This is a genomic window from Winogradskyella arenosi (assembly GCF_003337305.1).
Classification (GTDB): Bacteria; Bacteroidota; Bacteroidia; order Flavobacteriales; family Flavobacteriaceae; genus Winogradskyella; species Winogradskyella arenosi.
Genome location: NZ_QPJO01000004.1, coordinates 322,795 through 341,167 on the forward strand (window position 1 = coordinate 322,795; position 18,373 = coordinate 341,167).

At 34.3% G+C, this 18,373-nt stretch carries 15 protein-coding genes; all 15 read right to left on the minus strand.

Going from position 1 to position 18,373, the window contains the following annotated elements:
• Positions 1 to 26 precede the first annotated feature (26 nt).
• Positions 27 to 731, minus strand: coding sequence for a response regulator transcription factor (locus DFQ08_RS12975; RefSeq protein WP_114310443.1), 705 nt, complete (start codon positions 729 to 731; stop codon positions 27 to 29).
• A 9-nt stretch (positions 732 to 740) separates the two neighbouring features.
• Positions 741 to 2,276 (minus strand): sensor histidine kinase, encoded by a 1,536-nt coding sequence (locus DFQ08_RS12980; protein ID WP_114310444.1) that lies wholly within the window; start codon positions 2,274 to 2,276, stop codon positions 741 to 743.
• A gap of 108 nt (positions 2,277 to 2,384) precedes the next feature.
• Positions 2,385 to 2,972: a dephospho-CoA kinase gene (coaE, locus tag DFQ08_RS12985; RefSeq protein ID WP_114310445.1), complete on the minus strand. Its 588-nt coding sequence runs from the start codon at positions 2,970 to 2,972 to the stop codon at positions 2,385 to 2,387.
• A 1-nt stretch (position 2,973) separates the two neighbouring features.
• Complete coding sequence (locus tag DFQ08_RS12990; RefSeq protein ID WP_114310446.1) at positions 2,974 to 3,936, minus strand: YbbR-like domain-containing protein; 963 nt, start codon at positions 3,934 to 3,936, stop codon at positions 2,974 to 2,976.
• A gap of 3 nt (positions 3,937 to 3,939) precedes the next feature.
• The gene (locus DFQ08_RS12995; protein ID WP_114310447.1) at positions 3,940 to 4,944 is read right to left on the minus strand and encodes a glycosyltransferase; all 1,005 of its coding nucleotides are present in this window, start codon (positions 4,942 to 4,944) and stop codon (positions 3,940 to 3,942) included.
• A 160-nt stretch (positions 4,945 to 5,104) separates the two neighbouring features.
• Entirely contained in the window at positions 5,105 to 6,778 is a 1,674-nt protein-coding gene (locus tag DFQ08_RS13000; RefSeq protein WP_114310448.1) for a T9SS type A sorting domain-containing protein, read from the minus strand.
• A 354-nt stretch (positions 6,779 to 7,132) separates the two neighbouring features.
• Positions 7,133 to 10,399, minus strand: a complete 3,267-nt coding sequence (locus tag DFQ08_RS13005; protein WP_114310449.1) for a T9SS-dependent choice-of-anchor J family protein — start codon at positions 10,397 to 10,399, stop codon at positions 7,133 to 7,135.
• A 237-nt stretch (positions 10,400 to 10,636) separates the two neighbouring features.
• Complete coding sequence (locus tag DFQ08_RS13010) at positions 10,637 to 11,458, minus strand: enoyl-ACP reductase FabI (protein ID WP_114310450.1); 822 nt, start codon at positions 11,456 to 11,458, stop codon at positions 10,637 to 10,639.
• Between the two features lie 306 nt (positions 11,459 to 11,764).
• On the minus strand, positions 11,765 to 13,417 hold the full coding sequence (gene recN / locus DFQ08_RS13015; RefSeq protein WP_114310451.1) for a DNA repair protein RecN: 1,653 nt from the start codon (positions 13,415 to 13,417) through the stop codon (positions 11,765 to 11,767).
• A gap of 145 nt (positions 13,418 to 13,562) precedes the next feature.
• Positions 13,563 to 14,450, minus strand: a complete 888-nt coding sequence (gene porD / locus DFQ08_RS13020; protein WP_114310452.1) for a type IX secretion system protein PorD — start codon at positions 14,448 to 14,450, stop codon at positions 13,563 to 13,565.
• Positions 14,443 to 15,663, minus strand: coding sequence for a bifunctional phosphopantothenoylcysteine decarboxylase/phosphopantothenate--cysteine ligase CoaBC (gene coaBC, locus DFQ08_RS13025; protein ID WP_114310453.1), 1,221 nt, complete (start codon positions 15,661 to 15,663; stop codon positions 14,443 to 14,445). Before coaBC ends, porD begins: the two co-directional genes overlap by 8 nt.
• Positions 15,664 to 15,677: 14 nt before the next feature.
• A complete protein-coding gene (locus DFQ08_RS13030; protein WP_181858412.1) occupies positions 15,678 to 16,004 on the minus strand; it encodes a DNA-directed RNA polymerase subunit omega in 327 nt (108 codons plus the stop codon).
• 11 nt (positions 16,005 to 16,015) lie between these two features.
• Entirely contained in the window at positions 16,016 to 16,816 is an 801-nt protein-coding gene (locus tag DFQ08_RS13035) for an outer membrane protein assembly factor BamD (protein ID WP_181858411.1), read from the minus strand.
• A gap of 108 nt (positions 16,817 to 16,924) precedes the next feature.
• Entirely contained in the window at positions 16,925 to 17,809 is an 885-nt protein-coding gene (gene dapA / locus DFQ08_RS13040; RefSeq protein ID WP_114310456.1) for a 4-hydroxy-tetrahydrodipicolinate synthase, read from the minus strand.
• Positions 17,809 to 18,327, minus strand: a complete 519-nt coding sequence (locus tag DFQ08_RS13045; protein ID WP_114310457.1) for a DUF6913 domain-containing protein — start codon at positions 18,325 to 18,327, stop codon at positions 17,809 to 17,811. The genes dapA and DFQ08_RS13045 overlap by 1 nt, the downstream gene beginning before the upstream one ends.
• Positions 18,328 to 18,373: the final 46 nt, after the last annotated feature.

Consider the following 18,373-nt stretch of genomic DNA (forward strand, 5'->3'; position numbering starts at 1 on the left):
TTTTTATAAATCTAATTTATTTGGACTTATTTGTTTACCACCAATCTAAATCCTTCACCATGTATATTTAAGATTTCTACACTTGGATCTGGTTTTAAATATTTACGTAATTTCGCAATATAAACATCCATACTTCGTGATGTAAAGTAGTTATCATCGCGCCAAATTTTTGTCAATGCTAATTCTCTAGGCATTAAATCATTTTCATGTAAAGCTAAAAGGCGTAATAATTCATTCTCTTTAGGAGATAATTTAGACGGTTCGCCACCATCAAATTTAAGAAAACGCAATTTAGAGTTAAGATCAAAGCGCCCAATTTTAAATTCAAATTGTTTACTATCTGCAACGGTGTCTTTAGCTTTACGTTGCATAATGGCCTTAATTTTCATCAATAAAACTTCACTATCAAAAGGTTTATTAAGGTAATCATCTGCCCCCACTTTATAACCTTTAAGAACGTCTTCTTTCATGGCTTTAGCGGTTAAGAAAATAATAGGCACATCTTCATTCTTCTCTCTAATTTCCTTAGCCAAAGTAAAGCCATCCTTATAAGGCATCATGACATCTAGGATACAAAGATCATAATCATCTTTTTTGAATTTTTCAAAGCCTTCCATTCCGTTTTTGGCATGGATTACTTCGTAATCATTCATCATTAAATAATCTTTTAAAACAGTTCCAAAATTTGGATCGTCTTCTACCAAAAGAATTTTTTTATTTTGCTCTTCCATAATTCGTTTTTATGATATTAACGGCATCTTTATTATAAAAGTACTGCCTTTTCCTTTTTCACTTTCTACTGAAATATGACCATGATGGTCATCTACTATTTTTTTAACATAGGCTAATCCTAAGCCATGTCCCTTTACATTATGTACGTTTCCGGTATGTTCTCTATAAAATTTTTCGAACACACGTTTTGCTACCGCTTTAGACATTCCGTTACCCTGATCTACCACTTTTAGAATAATGCTATTCCCTACATTTTCAGTATAAACATCAATCATTGGCGCATTATCTGAGTATTTTATAGCATTGTCTAATATATTCACCACCACATTAGTAAAATGCGTGTCATTAGCCAATATAGAAGTATGTTCTGCGTCTAAATGGCTTTTTACATAACCTTGTCTATCTTCTACGATTAACTCCACATGGGTAATGGCATCCTCTACTAAGTCGTGCATATCTAAGCGTTCCTTACTAATATTCAGCTCATTTTTATCAAGCTTAGAAATACGCAACACATTTTCTACCTGGGCATGCATCCGCTTATTCTCTTCTTTAATCATGCCTAAGTAACGTCTTACCTTTTCTTGATCGCAAATAATTTTAGGATTTTTTATAGAGTCTAAAGCTAAATTTATGGTCGCAATAGGTGTTTTAAACTCATGCGTCATATTATTTATAAAATCGGTCTTAATCTGAGAAATCTGTCGCTGTCTTATCAATTGATAAATAGCGCTAGAATAAGCTAAAATAATAATTCCTGTAAAAACAATAGACAATACAATCATCCATAAAATTGAAGACAACAGGTATTTTTTTCGTCCTGTAAAGTCAACCCAAAGATTGTAACTACTTTCATTATTACCGTCTAAAAAAACAGGCACTCCATAGGCTTCGCCATCGATTAACTCAAAATTTTCAGATCTTACTTTAGTCGCTAAATCATCATCATAAATGGCAAACTCAAAATCTAAATCAATTCCTTCTGCTCTTAACTCGCGCTTTAAAAAGGTTTCTACTTGAGCAGCAGAAACACGTTTGTAAACAGGAGTGTCTTTTAACAAGGTCTTAAAGGTATCTTCGTACACCTGCTTATCTAAAGCACTTAAAGAAGAATATTCTCTTAATTGTGTTTGTGGGTCTATTCTTCTATTACCATCAATACTGGTATTGTTATACGTTTCGGTAACCCGTTCACTAGATAATTTACTAACGTTAAAACTATCGGCATCAATTTCAAAGAACAAAGAAGGCACTTTAAAGCGTTCTTCTAAAACGGTGTTACGGTGAATAATGGTTTTATCGTTAACATCATCTTCCGTAGCAATAAATAATTGTTTAATGATTGAGGAATCGGCCTTATTGTCTTGACTTAAGTAAGGCTGAAGCTTCATAAAGTAATCGCGGTACTCATAGTCTTCAATAGCCTGAGACACCAAACTTAATGATCGTCTTACACTAAACGTAAAATTTTTATTCTCATTTTCTAAACTGTTGTTTATGAAAAATGCTTGTACAAAAATAATCCCTATGAGCGATAAACTCATTAGGACTATTAATAACACGAATAGTTTTTTGTTCATTTCCCAAATTTAACATTTTAACATTTAGTGCAAATTAGGTTTAACCTAATGTTAACAAATGAAAGTGTATAATTAGGGATTTAACTTTTTTAGTAAGGAATTATGAATTTGAAAGGCTTTATCCTTGGCCTCTTTTAAGCTGTTGTTAACGATAACAAAGTCTGAAGCTTTTACCTTGTCTGCGTCTGACCATTGATTTTTAATAATAGACTTTACGTTGTCTTCGGTAGCCCCATTCCTAGCCATAACACGTTGTATACGCAAATCCTCATCTGCTATAACGGTAATAATATAATCGTACTGATCTTGATGGTTATTTTCAAAAATAATAGCTGCTTCCTTAATGACATAAGGTGCCTCTTGTTGCTGCAACCAAGTTTTAAAGTGCGCCGCCACTTTAGGGTGTACTATGGCATTCATTTTTTGGAGTAAGACTTTATCGTTAAAAATTTTTGCCGATAAAAACGCTCTATTTAACACGCCCTCTTTGTAGGCCTCGTCACCAAACAAACAGATTAACTGTTGCTTAATCTCCGTTGATGAATTCATTAAGGCCTTAGCTTCTTGGTCTGCAATATAGACCGGTACGCCTAAGGATTTAAAATAGTTTAAAATGGTGGTTTTACCACTTCCTATGCCTCCTGTTAATCCTACAACCATATTATAATTCTATAAAATCAATTTGTTTCTGCTTAATGTTTACATATTTCACAAATTCTGAAGACTGCACCACCTTTGGAACTAAAAATCTTTGATTTTCTTCTCGGTCCAAATAATCACATGCCACTTTAAAATCTGAAGCCTTAATATGGTTATACTGATCTAAATCTACATAATAACTCAATGTAACGGTTTTAGGAAAATAATTAATAACCACATCCTCGGGTTGGTTAATAATAGTAATAGGAACCTCTATTACCCCTTCAGTAAAACGCGCTACCTTTCCTTTAACATTTATGGTCTTAGGAAAGACTTCTACATTCTTAAAAGCCGATATGTCTAAACCTACACTGCTATTAATATCCGTTTTCACCTCGTTAAGCTTTAAGGTTTCTGTTGTAATGGTTTTCATTTTTGAAATCTCCTCTACAGGCCCAACCACTTTGGCACTATCCATTTCTAAGGCAAAGCCACCTTTTAAATCATAGCCCACACTATATGCTATTTCCTTTTTAAATGTAATAGGTAGTTTTTTTGAAGCGCGTTTAGAATAGGCTATGACCAACGTATCTGGAATTACCGAAATTAAATGGTAAGCATCCCCAAATTGTCGCTCTATAAGATATTTGTGCTTTGTAACATCAAAAACAAAATAATCAGCGCGGACCGTAACATCTGTTTTAGCATCAACAATTAAGGCTTTAGTATTATCAAAAATAAAAGGCATTAACGAAAACCCTTTGGCCTCTACATAAGCTTCAATACTATTAGAGGAATCTTTTTTAATTAAAATTTCATCATCTACATGAATCAATTTCACCTTTAAACGTATGGTCTGTTTATAATCATTAGAGAGTTTAGAGAAAATTAAAAACACAAAGGCAACAAGAAAAAAGAGACTGAACCTTTTAAAATTTTTCTTTTTCAGGTAATCTATAATGTTAGTCTTTTTTTTTGAATTCATTGTTTAGTTAAAAAATAAATGAGGAAATGCCGTTTCTGGCGTCTTTCTTAATATAACGAGTGCAATTGTCGATTTTAAAAAGCCATAACCATAGCCAAAAAATTGAATACTTATAGCGCATAGTGCCATACAAGCCACTTTAATATTTTTATTTGAAATTAGAGCTAAGATCCAAGCCAACACAAAATAAAAACCATATAAATATAAGAGGAAATAAGAGGACCACAAAGCTAAAAGGACTGCGATAACCATTCCTAAGCTAAATACGGTCGGTAACCAATACACCACACTTTTAGAACTTGGATGCCATTGATTTAAAATGGGCCTTACTTGTCCAAACTTATGGACTTGTTTATAAAACTTAGACCAAGAGATCCGTCGCTTATGGTAAACAAAAGCTTTAGCGATTAAAACTGTATTGTAACCTAATTGTTTTAGACGAAGTGATAAATCGGGATCTTCACCTGGATGAATTTTCCCAAAGCCGCCGGTTGCTAAAAACGCTGCTTTAGATAAGCCCATATTAAAACTTCGGGGTTGAAAATCTTCAATATTCTTCGCTCCTCCTCTAATTCCACCAGTCGTAATAAAGGAAGTCATAGCAAAATTAATTGCTTTTTGTCGCGATGTAAAAGACGGATGTGCTGCATCTGGTCCGCCAAAACAATCGTAATAGGTCTCCCTTAAAAATGATGAAATTGTATTTAAATATTGTGGTGGTAATAAAACATCTGAGTCTAAAATGATAAAATAATTTCCCTTGGCGTTTCGCATTCCATAGTTTCTAGAATCGCCGGGTCCTGAATTTGTTTTTTTAAAGTAAGAAATTTCTAACTGTTTTTTAAACGTATCTACAACCTGCTCTGAACTTTCTGTAGAGCCATCTTCTACAATAACGATCTCATACTGATGCTCCCCTTCTAAACTTAAAAAACTTTGCAAAAGTTCTTTAACCTCATGTGGTCTGTTATAAACGGGTATAATAAAAGAAAAATATATTGTTGCCATATCTTACAAAGGTAAATAATACTAAGGTGACAATTAAAGCTAAAATCACTTTAAATAGCTTCATTTTTTATATTTTTTATGGGACTAAACCATGTACGATATACGCCCAAAAAAAAGCCGCTTTAAAAGCGGCTTTTATATATACATAAGTTGATTACTTTTATTTTTTAATCACTCTAATGGTTTCAGTAGTATTAGCAATTGTAACTTTCACAAAATAGGTCCCTGACGGTAATTGATCCATATCTATACGACTCATTAAAGTCTGAGGTGTACGACTTAAAACCTCTTGGCCTAACATATTATACATAACTACCTGTTCTATAGTATGCTTAGCATCTAAAGTTAAGCTTTGCGCAACAGGATTAGGATAGTAAGTAAATGCGGTCTCATTTTCAAAATCAGTTGTAGATAAGTTCTCATCTGATGACCAAATTTTTATTTCAAAAGTTTTACCTACTGTAGAAGCTGTATTATACTGATATACACGCGTATAATACGTCTCACCTACCGTTAAGTCCGTCGCATTAATTGTTTCCGAATTTCCGTAATCATCAGCACAAGTTACATAGGTTAAGTTATCACAAGTACCAGTGTATAGTACAGCAACCCCATCAAAAGTAAGGTCGTAATTAATAGTTACATTTTCTGTTAAGGCCACAAAAGAAAACCAAACATCATCATTAGCGTCACCTTCAAAACCTTGACATACTTCTGCCGGAACACCAGATGGTAACGCATTTTCTATAGTACTTAATGTTGGTGTCGCAGCGTCCTCATCACTAATTTCCGTTTCTTGAACAATTATTTCGGCATTGTAACAATCATTGTTTGTTGGTGGAGTTATTAGTGTTGTAAAAGACTCAGGGCCTACCAAATCTGTAGCGACACCGTCACAAAATCCTGTAACAAAAGCATCATAAGCTGTTTCTTCAACTAAATTAGCCACATACTCCGAAGTTTCTGTCACCGAAGCATTAGAATAAACGGGGGTGTTTCCTAGGGCAGCGCTCTCCCCTTCAAGATAAATCTCAACCAAAAAAGTACTATTTCCTGTACCTGGCGTATAAGATACCACAACTGAATTAGACATAACGTTTTCTAAAGCAAGGTTTGAAGTTGACTCACAAGACGCTGTAGTGGTAAAGTTTAAACTTGTTAACCCACTCATTGTAGTAGCCCCTCCACAGTTGGCATTAATATAAACATCGTATTCTGTTAATGCAGAAAGCCCAGTTAGTAGAAGACTCTCACCTTCAACGTTGGCATTAGCAAACACCGGCGTATTTGAATTGGACGCGCTTTCTCCTACCAAATACACTTCTACTGTATAATTAATAACGCTAATACCATTGGGCTCCCAGGAAAGTTCAGCAGAAACATCTTCTATATTACTGAGTTCAACCTCAAGAGGAGATAAACACGCACCTTCAGCAACAGTATCATTCCTTACACTTGTACGACGACAAGTATAGATATCCGTAGAACAATATTCATTAATATGATAATATACATTTACAGCTTGATCATTAACATCGGGTATGGTATTAATTGTTAGAGTCACCGGGGTTATTCCATAACCATAGATTACGCTACCATCAGAGCTCGTTATGGTTAAGAAATCAGTTTCTATATCTGAGAAAAACGTATAGGTGTCACCATCTATAATTCCTGTAGTTTCGCTATACTCGCCAGAAAAATTACAAATGGATTGCTGTTCTATGGTTCCATTATTTTCCAAAGCAGCGCCTTCATATGGAATTCCGCTTGTACATTGTGCCCAAGCTACAGATCCGAGACACAAAGCCATAAGTGATAAAGTAATTTTTTTCATAATAAATGTGTTTTAAGTAAGATTATTCTCTAAAAATATGTTAAAACACTAAAAATATGTCATCACAAATCCCTCAATCGTCAAACAACCTATAAATTCGATGAAATTAACAGATCTAAAAACTGTAATTTTATTCTTTCAAGATTATGAGCTTATTAGACGCGTAAAACTTATAAAAATTGAGTCCCGTTAGCCTAAGACTTTTTTGATTTTAATGATTTTAATAATAATGAAGTTCACTTACCTATAACCTTAAACAAAAAAAAACCAGAGAAGATCACTTCTCTGGTTTTAACTCATTTATAATAATAAAAAAGCGTATTTAAGTTATGCATTTATCATGCATGACGGTTTCTACTGCTTCATTACTCGAATCGTTTTAGTCACATTTGCAATAGTTACTTTAACAAAGTAAGTACCCGTTTGTAACTGAGACATATCTAAATCACTATCAACAGTATTAGGCGTTGCTCTTAATACTTCTTGACCTAGCATGTTGTACATTGCCACTTGCTCTATGGTGTTTTGAGCATTTAAAGATAATGTGTTTTTTACTGGGTTTGGATAATAAGTAAATGCTGCTTCAGTTTCAAAATCACTTACACCTAAAGGCTCATCTTGAGACCAAATTTTTAGATCAAAAGTTTTACCTATTGTAGAAACTGAACCACTATACTGAAAAATTCTTGTATAGTAAGTTTCACCTACAGTTAAACCTGTCGCATTCACTTCTTCAGTTGTACTATTATCTGAACATCCAATAATTGTCAAAGCTCCACAAGTACCAGAAAATAATTCCGCTACCCCATCAAAACCAGTACTAAGCTCATATGTTATATTAACATCTTCTGTTAGTGCTACAAATGAGTACCAAACATCATCATTAGCGTTACCAGTAAAAATACCACATTCTTCTGCTGCTAGACCAGAATCTGTTGCACCATCAATAGTTCCTGGAGTTGCAGTCGCACTACTTGCATTTGCTATTCCAGTTTCTTGTGTTATAGATTGAGCCGCTGAACATTCATCATTAGTTGGTGGACAAGCAAAATGAAAAGTTCCTAAATTTAAATCACAAGCTGAATCAGAATGCGTAATTGTCAACGTTGTAGAATCACCAGAAGCAAATGGACCTATATGTGCAATTCCTGTTCCAGAAATGGCAAATGTATTAGTACCATCACTAACTTCTGTAGCATCACCTAGAGTAGTTATATTTACATCAACATAATATTGAGTATTTTCACAATCTTCAAATATTGCAGATGATTCTACAACAGCTTGTGTACAATTAGGAATAGCCTCCCAATAAAAATTATCAATATAAGTGTAATTATAAGTTGAACTAGGCACCATTTTCAAGGCTATATAGCTATCAGTTCCCGTATAGGTATCAAAATTTACAGAATACTCTGTTTGTGTACTTGTTAATGTAATAGTCTGAAAAGGCGTAAATGAACTCGCATCAGTTGGATCTGTAATTGTACCAACAATAAAATCATTTTCGGCTCCATCTCTACCAGAGAAACGTACTCTATTTAAAGTAAAGTCATCATTAAAATTTGGTGATATTAGAATTAACTCTGCATCAGTGTCAGAGCCATTATAGAATCGCATTGAATTTGGTTCAGAAATATCATAGGACGTATTTGTTAGTACAGATGCATAAGATGAACTAGAATTTTCAATGGTAGACCAGCATGATGGTACTTCTGAAGACCCCACGCCATCAAAATTTTCCATAAATGGTGCGGCATAAGGGACACAGCTCGTAGTAAATGAGTAAGGACCTACCCATGCACTTAAATCACCACCTGTACAATCTGCTTGTACATAAAACTCATAACTAGTTATTGGTGATAAACCTGTTTTAGTAAAGGAATTAGAAACCCCAGTATCGGTAGCAACCCCTGTTGGTGTCTCACCGGCAATTAAAACTTCAACATTATATAGAGATGCCGTTCCTTCCTCGGTCCATGATAAATTAGCTTGATCAGAAGAAATAGCAGAAGCCGTTAAATTTGTAGGCTCAATACATGATGGTAATTCGACGATACTAAAATCATCAAAATATATGTAATATCCATCTAATCCATCTTCTGGAACATGAATAGCAATATAAACATCACCAGAATAAGCGTTCAGATTGATGATTTTCTCCTCGTAACTAGTCGATGAAACTTGAGTTAAATCTGACAAATCTGTAGTAAAATCTTCTGGAGCAGTACCTGTCGTTGATAATACGACCTTATAATCATTTGGCTCACCAGTACTTCTTGCTCTAACATTAAAAATTAAACGCTCATTTCCTGTTAATGTAAATTGTGGTAAAATTAGATAATCATCGTTTGAACCATAATTGTAGTCAGTATATAAACCAACTGCTGTACCACCAGAAGTACCATATGTTCCATAAGTCTTCCAAAAATCAGTATCGTCATTGTTGTTATTTATATCCCAACATATAGGTAAATTAGGTGTTGTGACAGCTTCAAAATCTTCTGTCCAAGGAAATGACGCTATAGGCTCACATAATGTACTAAACGTAAATGGTCCTACCCATTCACTTGTATCGTTATTTCCACAATCTGCTTGAACGTAAAATTCATATTCACTAGAAGTTAGTAATCCTGTAGCAACAAAAGGGTTAGTTACTCCCATATTTGATGGCGTCCCTGAAACAGAACCACCCGAAGTAATATTAACCACTTCAATATTCCATAACACTTCTGCATCTCCTGCTGACCAAGAAAGTTCTGCTGAACTTGTAGTAATATTACTTACTTCCAAATCCGTTGGTGATAAACAAGTTGGTATTGTAGAAAAAGTAAAAGGACCTACCCAAGAACTTAAATCACCTCCTGTACAATCTGCTTGTACATAATATTCATAGTCATTATCCGATGCTAGTCCTGTAACTGTATACGGATTAGTAACATTTGATGTCGTTGGCGTACCAGTAAAAGTAGCCCCTGCTGTAATATCAACAACTTCAATATTCCAGGATGTGGCAGAACCATTTTCCGTCCAACTAAGAGCTGCAGTCGTCGCTGTAATATCCGCTCCTAATAAATCTGATGGTGAAGGACAGGAAATTACTTGAGATATATTAAGATTATCTAAGTAAAAATAGCTATCTCCACTTTGCCACTCCCCTCTAATTCTAAATTTAAAATCAGAACCAGTTGCTAAGTCCGCCGCTGGAATAACTTCTGTAAATGCAGTACAAGGTGTAGTTTCAGTAACTGCAAAAGAAGATATTGAAATCCAATCAGCCCCATCATTTGTAGAGTAATCAATATACATAATATAATCTACTGCATTAACCGAATAAGGCCTAGCTAACCAATCGAACTGAACGGTCGTATCTGTACCATTAGAAACTCCTACATAATTAGGTGAAATTAACGTACCGTCATTAGACGATGAACCATACATATTATTAAAAACACTACCTGTTCCATCACCGCATTGATACGCAGGAGTAGTAGAATTGGAATATCTTACTTTGGTCCAATCAGAAGGAACCCCAGAATCGAAATCTTCTTGTATAAAAATTTGTGTATTACCCTGCCATAGAAAAGCGAATAACAATAAGGTTAATAAAGTAATTTTCTTCATAAAAAATATTTTAAGTTAGTTATTCTCTAAAAATATGTTAATTCCTTGTAACATAATTAGCTTTAACTTTCAATTCGTTTAAATGAAGAAAATGTCGACAAAAAACATAAACACCCAAAAGTGTTAAATATTTAACACCACATTTTGGTTCTGTTTTAAAATTCATGAATTTGTGAACATAAAAAAGCCATTATGTTCAAACATAATGGCTTATCGCTTATTATTAATTCTATTCTTCTACTGTTGCTGATCTACAAAAGCTTCCATAACAGCATCACTAACTCCCATATTACTAAAACCTCCATCATTGTAAAGGTTTTGTAATGTTACACGTTTTGTTAAATCACTAAATAGGGAAACGGTGTAATTTGCACAGTCTAATGCCGTAGCATTTCCTAAAGGCGACATTTTTTCAGCATAGGAAATAAAACCGTCAAACCCTTTAACCCCGCTACCTGCAGTTGTCGGTGTTGGCGATTGTGAAATGGTATTAACACGCACCTTTTTATCTTTTCCGAAGAAATAACCAAAACTACGAGCAACACTTTCTAAAAAGGCCTTATTATCTGCCATATCGTTATAATCTGGAAATACGCGTTGTGCAGCCATATAGGTTAAAGCAACAATACTTCCCCACTCATTCATAGCATCTGCTTTGTATAAGGTTTGCATTACTTTATGAAAAGACATGGCTGAAACATCCGTTCCCTTTTGAGTCCATGCATAATTTTGATCTGTATAATGTTTTCCTTTTCGTACATTAATAGACATCCCTATAGAGTGTAATACAAAATCAATTTTACCTCCTAAAATCTCCATAGATTGCTCTACTAAGTTTTTTAAATCTTCTTCAGAAGTCGCATCTGCAGGAATGATTTGAGAACCTGTTTTTTCTGCAAGCTCATTTATTTGCCCCATACGCATCGCAACTGGTGCATTTGTTAAAACAAATGTTCCGCCTTCTTCATGTACACGTTCTGCTGTTTTCCAAGCGATAGAGTTTTCATCTAAGGCACCAAATATGATTCCTCGTTTTCCTTTTAATAAATTATAAGACATGTTATTTTTTATTTATTGATAAGCTATATTAAGAGTTCAAAGTTAATAAAACTTTAAAGTTATTAGTCGGTTTTAATTCCTAAATCTGTAATTAGACCACGGTAGGCCCTTTAGCCTTCCCATCTTCTAACCTCTATGTCTATAAATGTTATTACAACGGATCTCTTTACAGCGGTTTAAGCTCCATTCTACGAAAGGAAACTTTAAAATTCACTCTAGAGTCCTTCCCTCGCTTATATATTGATTTTAAAGCCTATAAGCAATGTTAACCTAAGACGCGTTGATTAAGACTTGATCTGTTGTTTATTAATTTAATAATTGTTTAGCATGTGCCATGGCAGAATCTGTAATGGCTACACCTCCTAGCATCTGAGCAATCTCTACAATACGCTCTTCTTCTGATAGTTTTTTAAGGTTGGTATGCGTAACATCATCAATATCGGTTTTAAACACTTTAAAGTGCGCACTTCCTTTTGCTGCAATTTGAGGTAAATGGGTAATACTAAATACTTGCATTTTTAGACTCATTTGTTTCATGATATCTCCCATTTTATTAGAAATTTCTCCAGAAACTCCTGTATCAATCTCATCAAACATAATGGAAGGCAGCTGTATGTAATCTGCTAAAATAGATTTAATGGCTAACATAATACGCGACAACTCTCCTCCGGAAGCAGATTTTTTAAGCTCATTAAAACTAGACCCTTTATTGGCCATAAACAGAAACTGTAAATTATCATTTCCGTTTTTAACAAAGTGCGTTAAAGCTTCTAACTCTACTTTAAATTTCGCATTTGGCATGCCTAATTCTGAAAGAATTGCTTCTAATTTTGAAACGAATACAGGAATGACCTTTTTTCGATTCTTGTGAATTTTAAGCGCCATTTGCTTAAGCTTTTCTTGGGCTTTAACAAGTTCTTGCTCTTTATCTGCAATGGCATCGTCTAAACTTTCTGTATCGTTTAATTTTAATTGTAAGGTATCTCGAATTTCAATTAAAGCTTTAACATCTAAGACGGCGTGCTTTTGAAACAAATTATTTATAATTTGAAGTTTGGTATTAATCCCCTCTAAGGCCTCAGGATCTGTAGAAAGCTTTTCCTCTAGGTCATCAATTTCAACCAAAATATCATCGAGCTCTATACCAATACTTACAATGCGTTCTTTTAAGTTTTCATAGGCTGCACCAAAAGAAGCAATTTTAGTTAACTCTTGTTTAGAAGCGTTAATCTGATCTAAAACCCCCAATTGTTCAGCATTTAAAATGGCCTTAGCACTTGCTAGTTTTTCGCCAATAATTTCTACATTATTGAGCGCTTCATATTCTGCTTCTAAGGTCTCTAGATCAACGGTTTCTAAATTGATTTCGGTTAATTCCTTTGTTAAAAAGAGATTGTAATCATATTCCTTAATCAATTCGGCTTTAGACTGCTTTAACTGCTCTAACGTCTTTTCTAAACTTTTATATTGCTTTAATTGTTTTGAAAACGCCTCTATATTCAATTGGTTTTCGGCTAAGGCATCGATGACTTTAAATTGATAATCATCTTGCGTAACTTGTTGTGTTTGCTGTTGCGAGTGGATATCTATAAGAGAACCACTTAAAGCCCCTAAATTTTCTAACGTTACGGGTGTATCATTAATGAATGCTCTAGATTTTCCGGAAGGTAAAATTTCTCGCCTAATGATGGTTTGTACATCATAATCTAAATCTAAGGTTTTAAATAATGCCGTTAAATTATAATTGGCAATGTCGAAAACGGCCTCAATAACACATTTTTCTTTGCTATTTTTAACCTGACTTAAATCGGCACGTTTTCCTAAAACAAGCGATAAACCTCCTAATAATATGGACTTACCCGCACCGGTTTCTCCTGTAATAATTGTAAAACCATTATGAAATGAAACTTTAAGTTCATCTATAAGGGCGTAATTTTTTATGTGAAGTGATGTTAACAAGCGTCTATAGATTTAAGAATATAAAATTAAAAAATAACTCTAATTTTTAAGTGTTTTGCTCGCCATTAAAAGCGTTCTTACACTCTCGGTAGGCTTAAAACACAACAAGCAAGCCACTCGAGTTTTTTAACTATAAGCAGGCGATTTAGTACTTAATACTTCTCCATTTCTGTGAGTGCATAGGTGCAATTTTTGCCAAAAGATCTACGGTGTCTCTAATATTAACACTAGGTCCTCCCGAAAAAATATCGGCAATCTCATCGGCTTTAGCATCGAAAAACACACGCATAACGTAAGAGTTGGGTCTTACACTATGTACGGTTTGAAGCTCATTTAAGGCTAAAATAATTTCTGATTTTCCTTCTTTAGCATCTTCATTCATGATGTCTAATCCTTGAATGTGATACTTATATAACGTCGCTCTAATGCCTTTATACATTGGCGAGGTTAAATTATTAATGAGTGCAAATCGCGATTGTAATCCGTCTTCTAACTTCCAACCTTGACCACTGAGTTGTTGTGAATAATTAGCAATGGTCCGTGCTTGTGTAAAATAGTCGTCGCCACCATTAAGCTGAAACGTATCGGCATCCATTCCTAAAATCATATATACATGGAATGATAATACTGAGATGAGATTAGACTCGAACTGTGTTTCATTAAACACCAAATTCTGAAATTCTACATATTCAAAATTAAAAGTTCTATCGTTATAATTATACACCGGAGTGCTATAGGTTGAATTAAAAACAGGACGTGATGAAGACACCTGAAGCGTGGCTGAAAAGGCATTATTATTTTGCTCTTTTACATTTATAACCATACTGCAATTAATGCGCTCTTGGGGCCCAAAGGTTTGTGAGGTCCACTTGGTATTATTAATAAACTCTGTAAGTTGTGTCCCTAAGGTTTTAAAAATAATATCGTTTTCATTCCCGGTTTGCTGCGCAATGACGTTCACCGTACAGTTGAGTTCTTGTGCAACACTTGTTAAAGTAAGGAAGAAAGTAAAAATCAATAAAAGATTACGCATGGGTTTGTTTTAAGATCAATTGCATTAAATCTTTAGCGACATCGGCTTTAGATTTTAATTCCTGTTCTATAATGTCATTTGCTGACGTTATAAATGTAACTTTATTTGTTGACACTCCAAAACCAGCGCCTTTATCTTGTAACGAATTAAGGACAATAAGGTCTAAGTTTTTAGCTTTTAGTTTACCTTTAGCATGCTCTAATTCGTTATTCGTTTCTAAAGCAAAACCAACTAAAAACTGACTGGTTTTAAGCGCTCCTAATGATTTTAAAATGTCTTTAGTTTTCTCTAATCCTATAGTAAACGTTGCTGATTGCTTTTTTATTTTCTGACTGGCCACTTCTTTAGGTCTGTAATCTGCAACCGCAGCAGAAAGAATAGCAATATGAGCTGTTGAAAAGTGCTTATGCACTTCGTTATACATCTCTTCAGCACTAACCACAGGCTTCAAGGTGACTAAATAATGATCTATTGTTTGGTGGGTAGGACCACTGACTAGAGTTACCTCAGCGCCTAGATTGGCAGCGGCTTTGGCAATTTCAAAGCCCATTTTACCACTGGAATGATTTCCAATAAACCGAACAGGATCTATAGCTTCGTAAGTAGGCCCTGCTGTAACTAAAACGTGTTGCCCTCTTAATGGTAATTGATCTAAGATATCCTTTTCAATAAAACCAATAATGGCTTCTGGCTCTGCCATACGACCTTCACCAATTAAACCACTAGCAAGCTCACCTGTTCCTGCCGGAATCATGGTATTACCATAAGATTGAAGTTTTGCAAAAGACGCTTTTGTAGACGCATGCTGATACATATCTAAGTCCATAGCAGGTGCAAAATACACCGGACATTTAGCAGAAAGATAGGTGGCTAAAAGAATGTTATCGCATACACCATTAGCCATTTTAGCCATAGTATTTGCCGTTGCGGGCGCAATAATAAAAAGATCGGCCCAAAGTCCTAAATCAACATGGTTGTTCCAAACTTGATTATCTTCATTTTGCTCATCTTCAGCAACAAATGAAGAACACACCGGATTTTTAGATAAGGTAGAAAGTGTAAGCGGTGTTATAAAATCTTTAGAAGCAGGCGTCATAACGACTTTAACGTTAGCGCCTGCTTTAATAAATAATCTGACTAAGTTCGCAGATTTATATGCGGCAATACCAGCAGTAATGCCCAATAAAATATTCTTATCCTTTAGAATAGACATCTAAGGTTATTAAATTATGGCTGAGGATCCTCAGTGTTTCTATGATAAATTTTGTTATCAATCCACTCTTTTACTGCTAAAGCATGTGGCTTAGGTAATTTTTCGTAAAACTTAGAAACTTCAATTTGCTCTTTGTTTTCAAAAATTTCCTCAAGACTATCATTGTAAGTTGCAAACTCTTCAAGCTTGTCTATTAACTCACGTCTAATATCTGTATTAATCTGTTCGGCACGTCTAGCAATTACAGAAATTGCTTCATAGATATTATCTGTAGGAGCATCAATTTCATTTCGGTTGTAAGTAATTGTACTTACGGGTGCATCTGTCTTTTTTAAATCCATCATTATAATGTTCAACTTTTTGTAGTAAACGTATTTAATTCTTTTTGTAAATCAGCATTCATCATATCCGCAATCTCCGAATAGGTTGAATTAGGATAGCCTTTTTTAAGGGCATTGTAGTAATTTATAGCATCTTTTAGACGTTCTTCTTTTAAATGCTCCACACTTAATACCGCTAAATTATAAGCAGAATTAAAGCGGTAATAAAAGGCGTCCCCTCTTAAGGATGTCCCTGGAAACTCTAATAAAAAGTTATTAAACGATTTAATAGAAGCTTTATACTCACCAATGGTATTGTATTGCTTTGCAATTTCAAAAGCTTTCTTCTCTAATTTAAAATCTAACTCCTTTACTAAAGTATTGGCTTCACCTAAGTATTCAGAATTTGGATAACGATTTAAGAACAATTGTAACTTTTCAATCGCTTCAACCGTTTCTTTTTGCTCTTTAGAATATACCGGTGAGTTGTAATAATACCCTTTCGCAGCTAAAAAAGCGGCTTCTTCAGCTTTTTCACTTTGCGGATACACATCAGTAAATTTATCAAAATGAAAACTAGAAATATAGTAGTCCCCTAATTGATACGAGCACATCGCATGCATAAAAGTAATCTTCTCTGCTTGTGGTTTTCCTCTAAATTGTTGAAGAATTTGATCTAACAACCTGTAAGATTTATTCCACTTCTCAGCCTCGTATAAATCAGTAGCCATTTCATATTTTGCAGCGGTATCATCGGACTTTAACGTCTTTTGAAAATCACTACATGAAATAAATAAGATACTGACTAGTAATATGTATATTCCTCTCTTCATAAATAATAAACAGTGTGCAAAAGTAAACATTATAAACGGATTTAAAAAAAATTTATTATACGCTAAAATAAACCTTGCCTCAGCGCAAAAAATCAATTTATGCTAAGTTTAACTTTTACCTAAAACTTTAAGTTCTGCAGCAATCTTAGTTTTTAAGTTATCTGTTGCTTCTACTAACGGTAAACGTACTGCAGGCTTAGAAATATTTAGCGCACTTAATACAGCTTTAATTCCTGAAGGGTTATTTTCAGAAAAGATTAATCCGGTAATTGGCATTAATTTAAAATGAATATCGTACGCTTCTTTAGCTTTGCGTGCAATTCCTAAACGGATCATTTCAGAAAACTCTTTTGGTAAGGCTTGTCCGATGACCGAAATCACACCCGATCCACCTGCTAAGGCTACGCCTAATGCTAAATCGTCATCTCCAGATAACACTAAAAAGCCTTTTGGTTTAGATCTTAATAATTCTAAATACTGGTGAACATTATTTCCGGCTTCTTTTACAGCTACGATATTCTCAAAATCCTTAGCCAAACGTAAAGTGGTTTCAGGAGTCATGTTAGATGCCGTTCGTCCTGGAACATTATATAAGATGATTGGTTTTGGAGATACCTCAGCAATGGCTTTAAAATGCTGATAAATTCCCTCTTGTGTTGGCTTACTATAATACGGTGTTACGGATAAGATTCCATCAATCCCTGTAAAATCTGTGGTTCTAATTTCTTCAAGTACTGTTAAGGTGTTGTTCCCTCCTATTCCTAATACTATAGGAAGTCTCCCCTTATTAACTTTAGATATAAATGCAATGAGTTCTTTTTTCTCTTCTGGCGTTACTGTTACGCTCTCTCCTGTGGTCCCACTTATTACTAAATAGTCCGTTCCATTTTCTATATTATATTCTACTAAACGCTCTAAGGCATCAAAATCAATGCTTAAGTCAGCGTTAAAAGGTGTAATTAATGCCACACCTGTTCCTATAAATTCAGTCATTATAATTTATTTAAGATATTTAAGTACTTTTTTAATTCTTGTTTAAAAATGTTGATGTCTTTTAAATCGACATCTATAATTAAATCGTATAACCGCTCATCGGTTCTTGTAATGCCTACTTTAAATTGGGCCTTGGAGGCTGCCGTAATTAAATCGAGCTGTAACACTGGATTTTTATAAAAGCTAATTAACAAATCGTAAGGCTCCTTAATAAAAGTCTCTAAGTCGGCATTATTAATTTTTCCTTTCCAACCGAAGTCTTTTGGACTTACATGAGTATTCCATTCGTTATGCTCTAATTTGTCATCTAAAGTAAAAGCTATAATTTTGTGCTTCGGAGACTCCAAACCTAAAGATTTGAAAAAGACTCTAAAGACTTCAAATTCATGAAATTCGTTAGCATTTAAAAGGACAGCAACCGTTTTAATTTTAGTTTGGTTAACTCTAGATTTACGTGCAGCCAATAAATTGTTAACATATTTTCGATTCGATTTTTCTTTAAATGCTTTTAAAATCATTTACCTTTAGCCTTTGTGCAAATTTAGTAAAAGCACTTCAACTTTA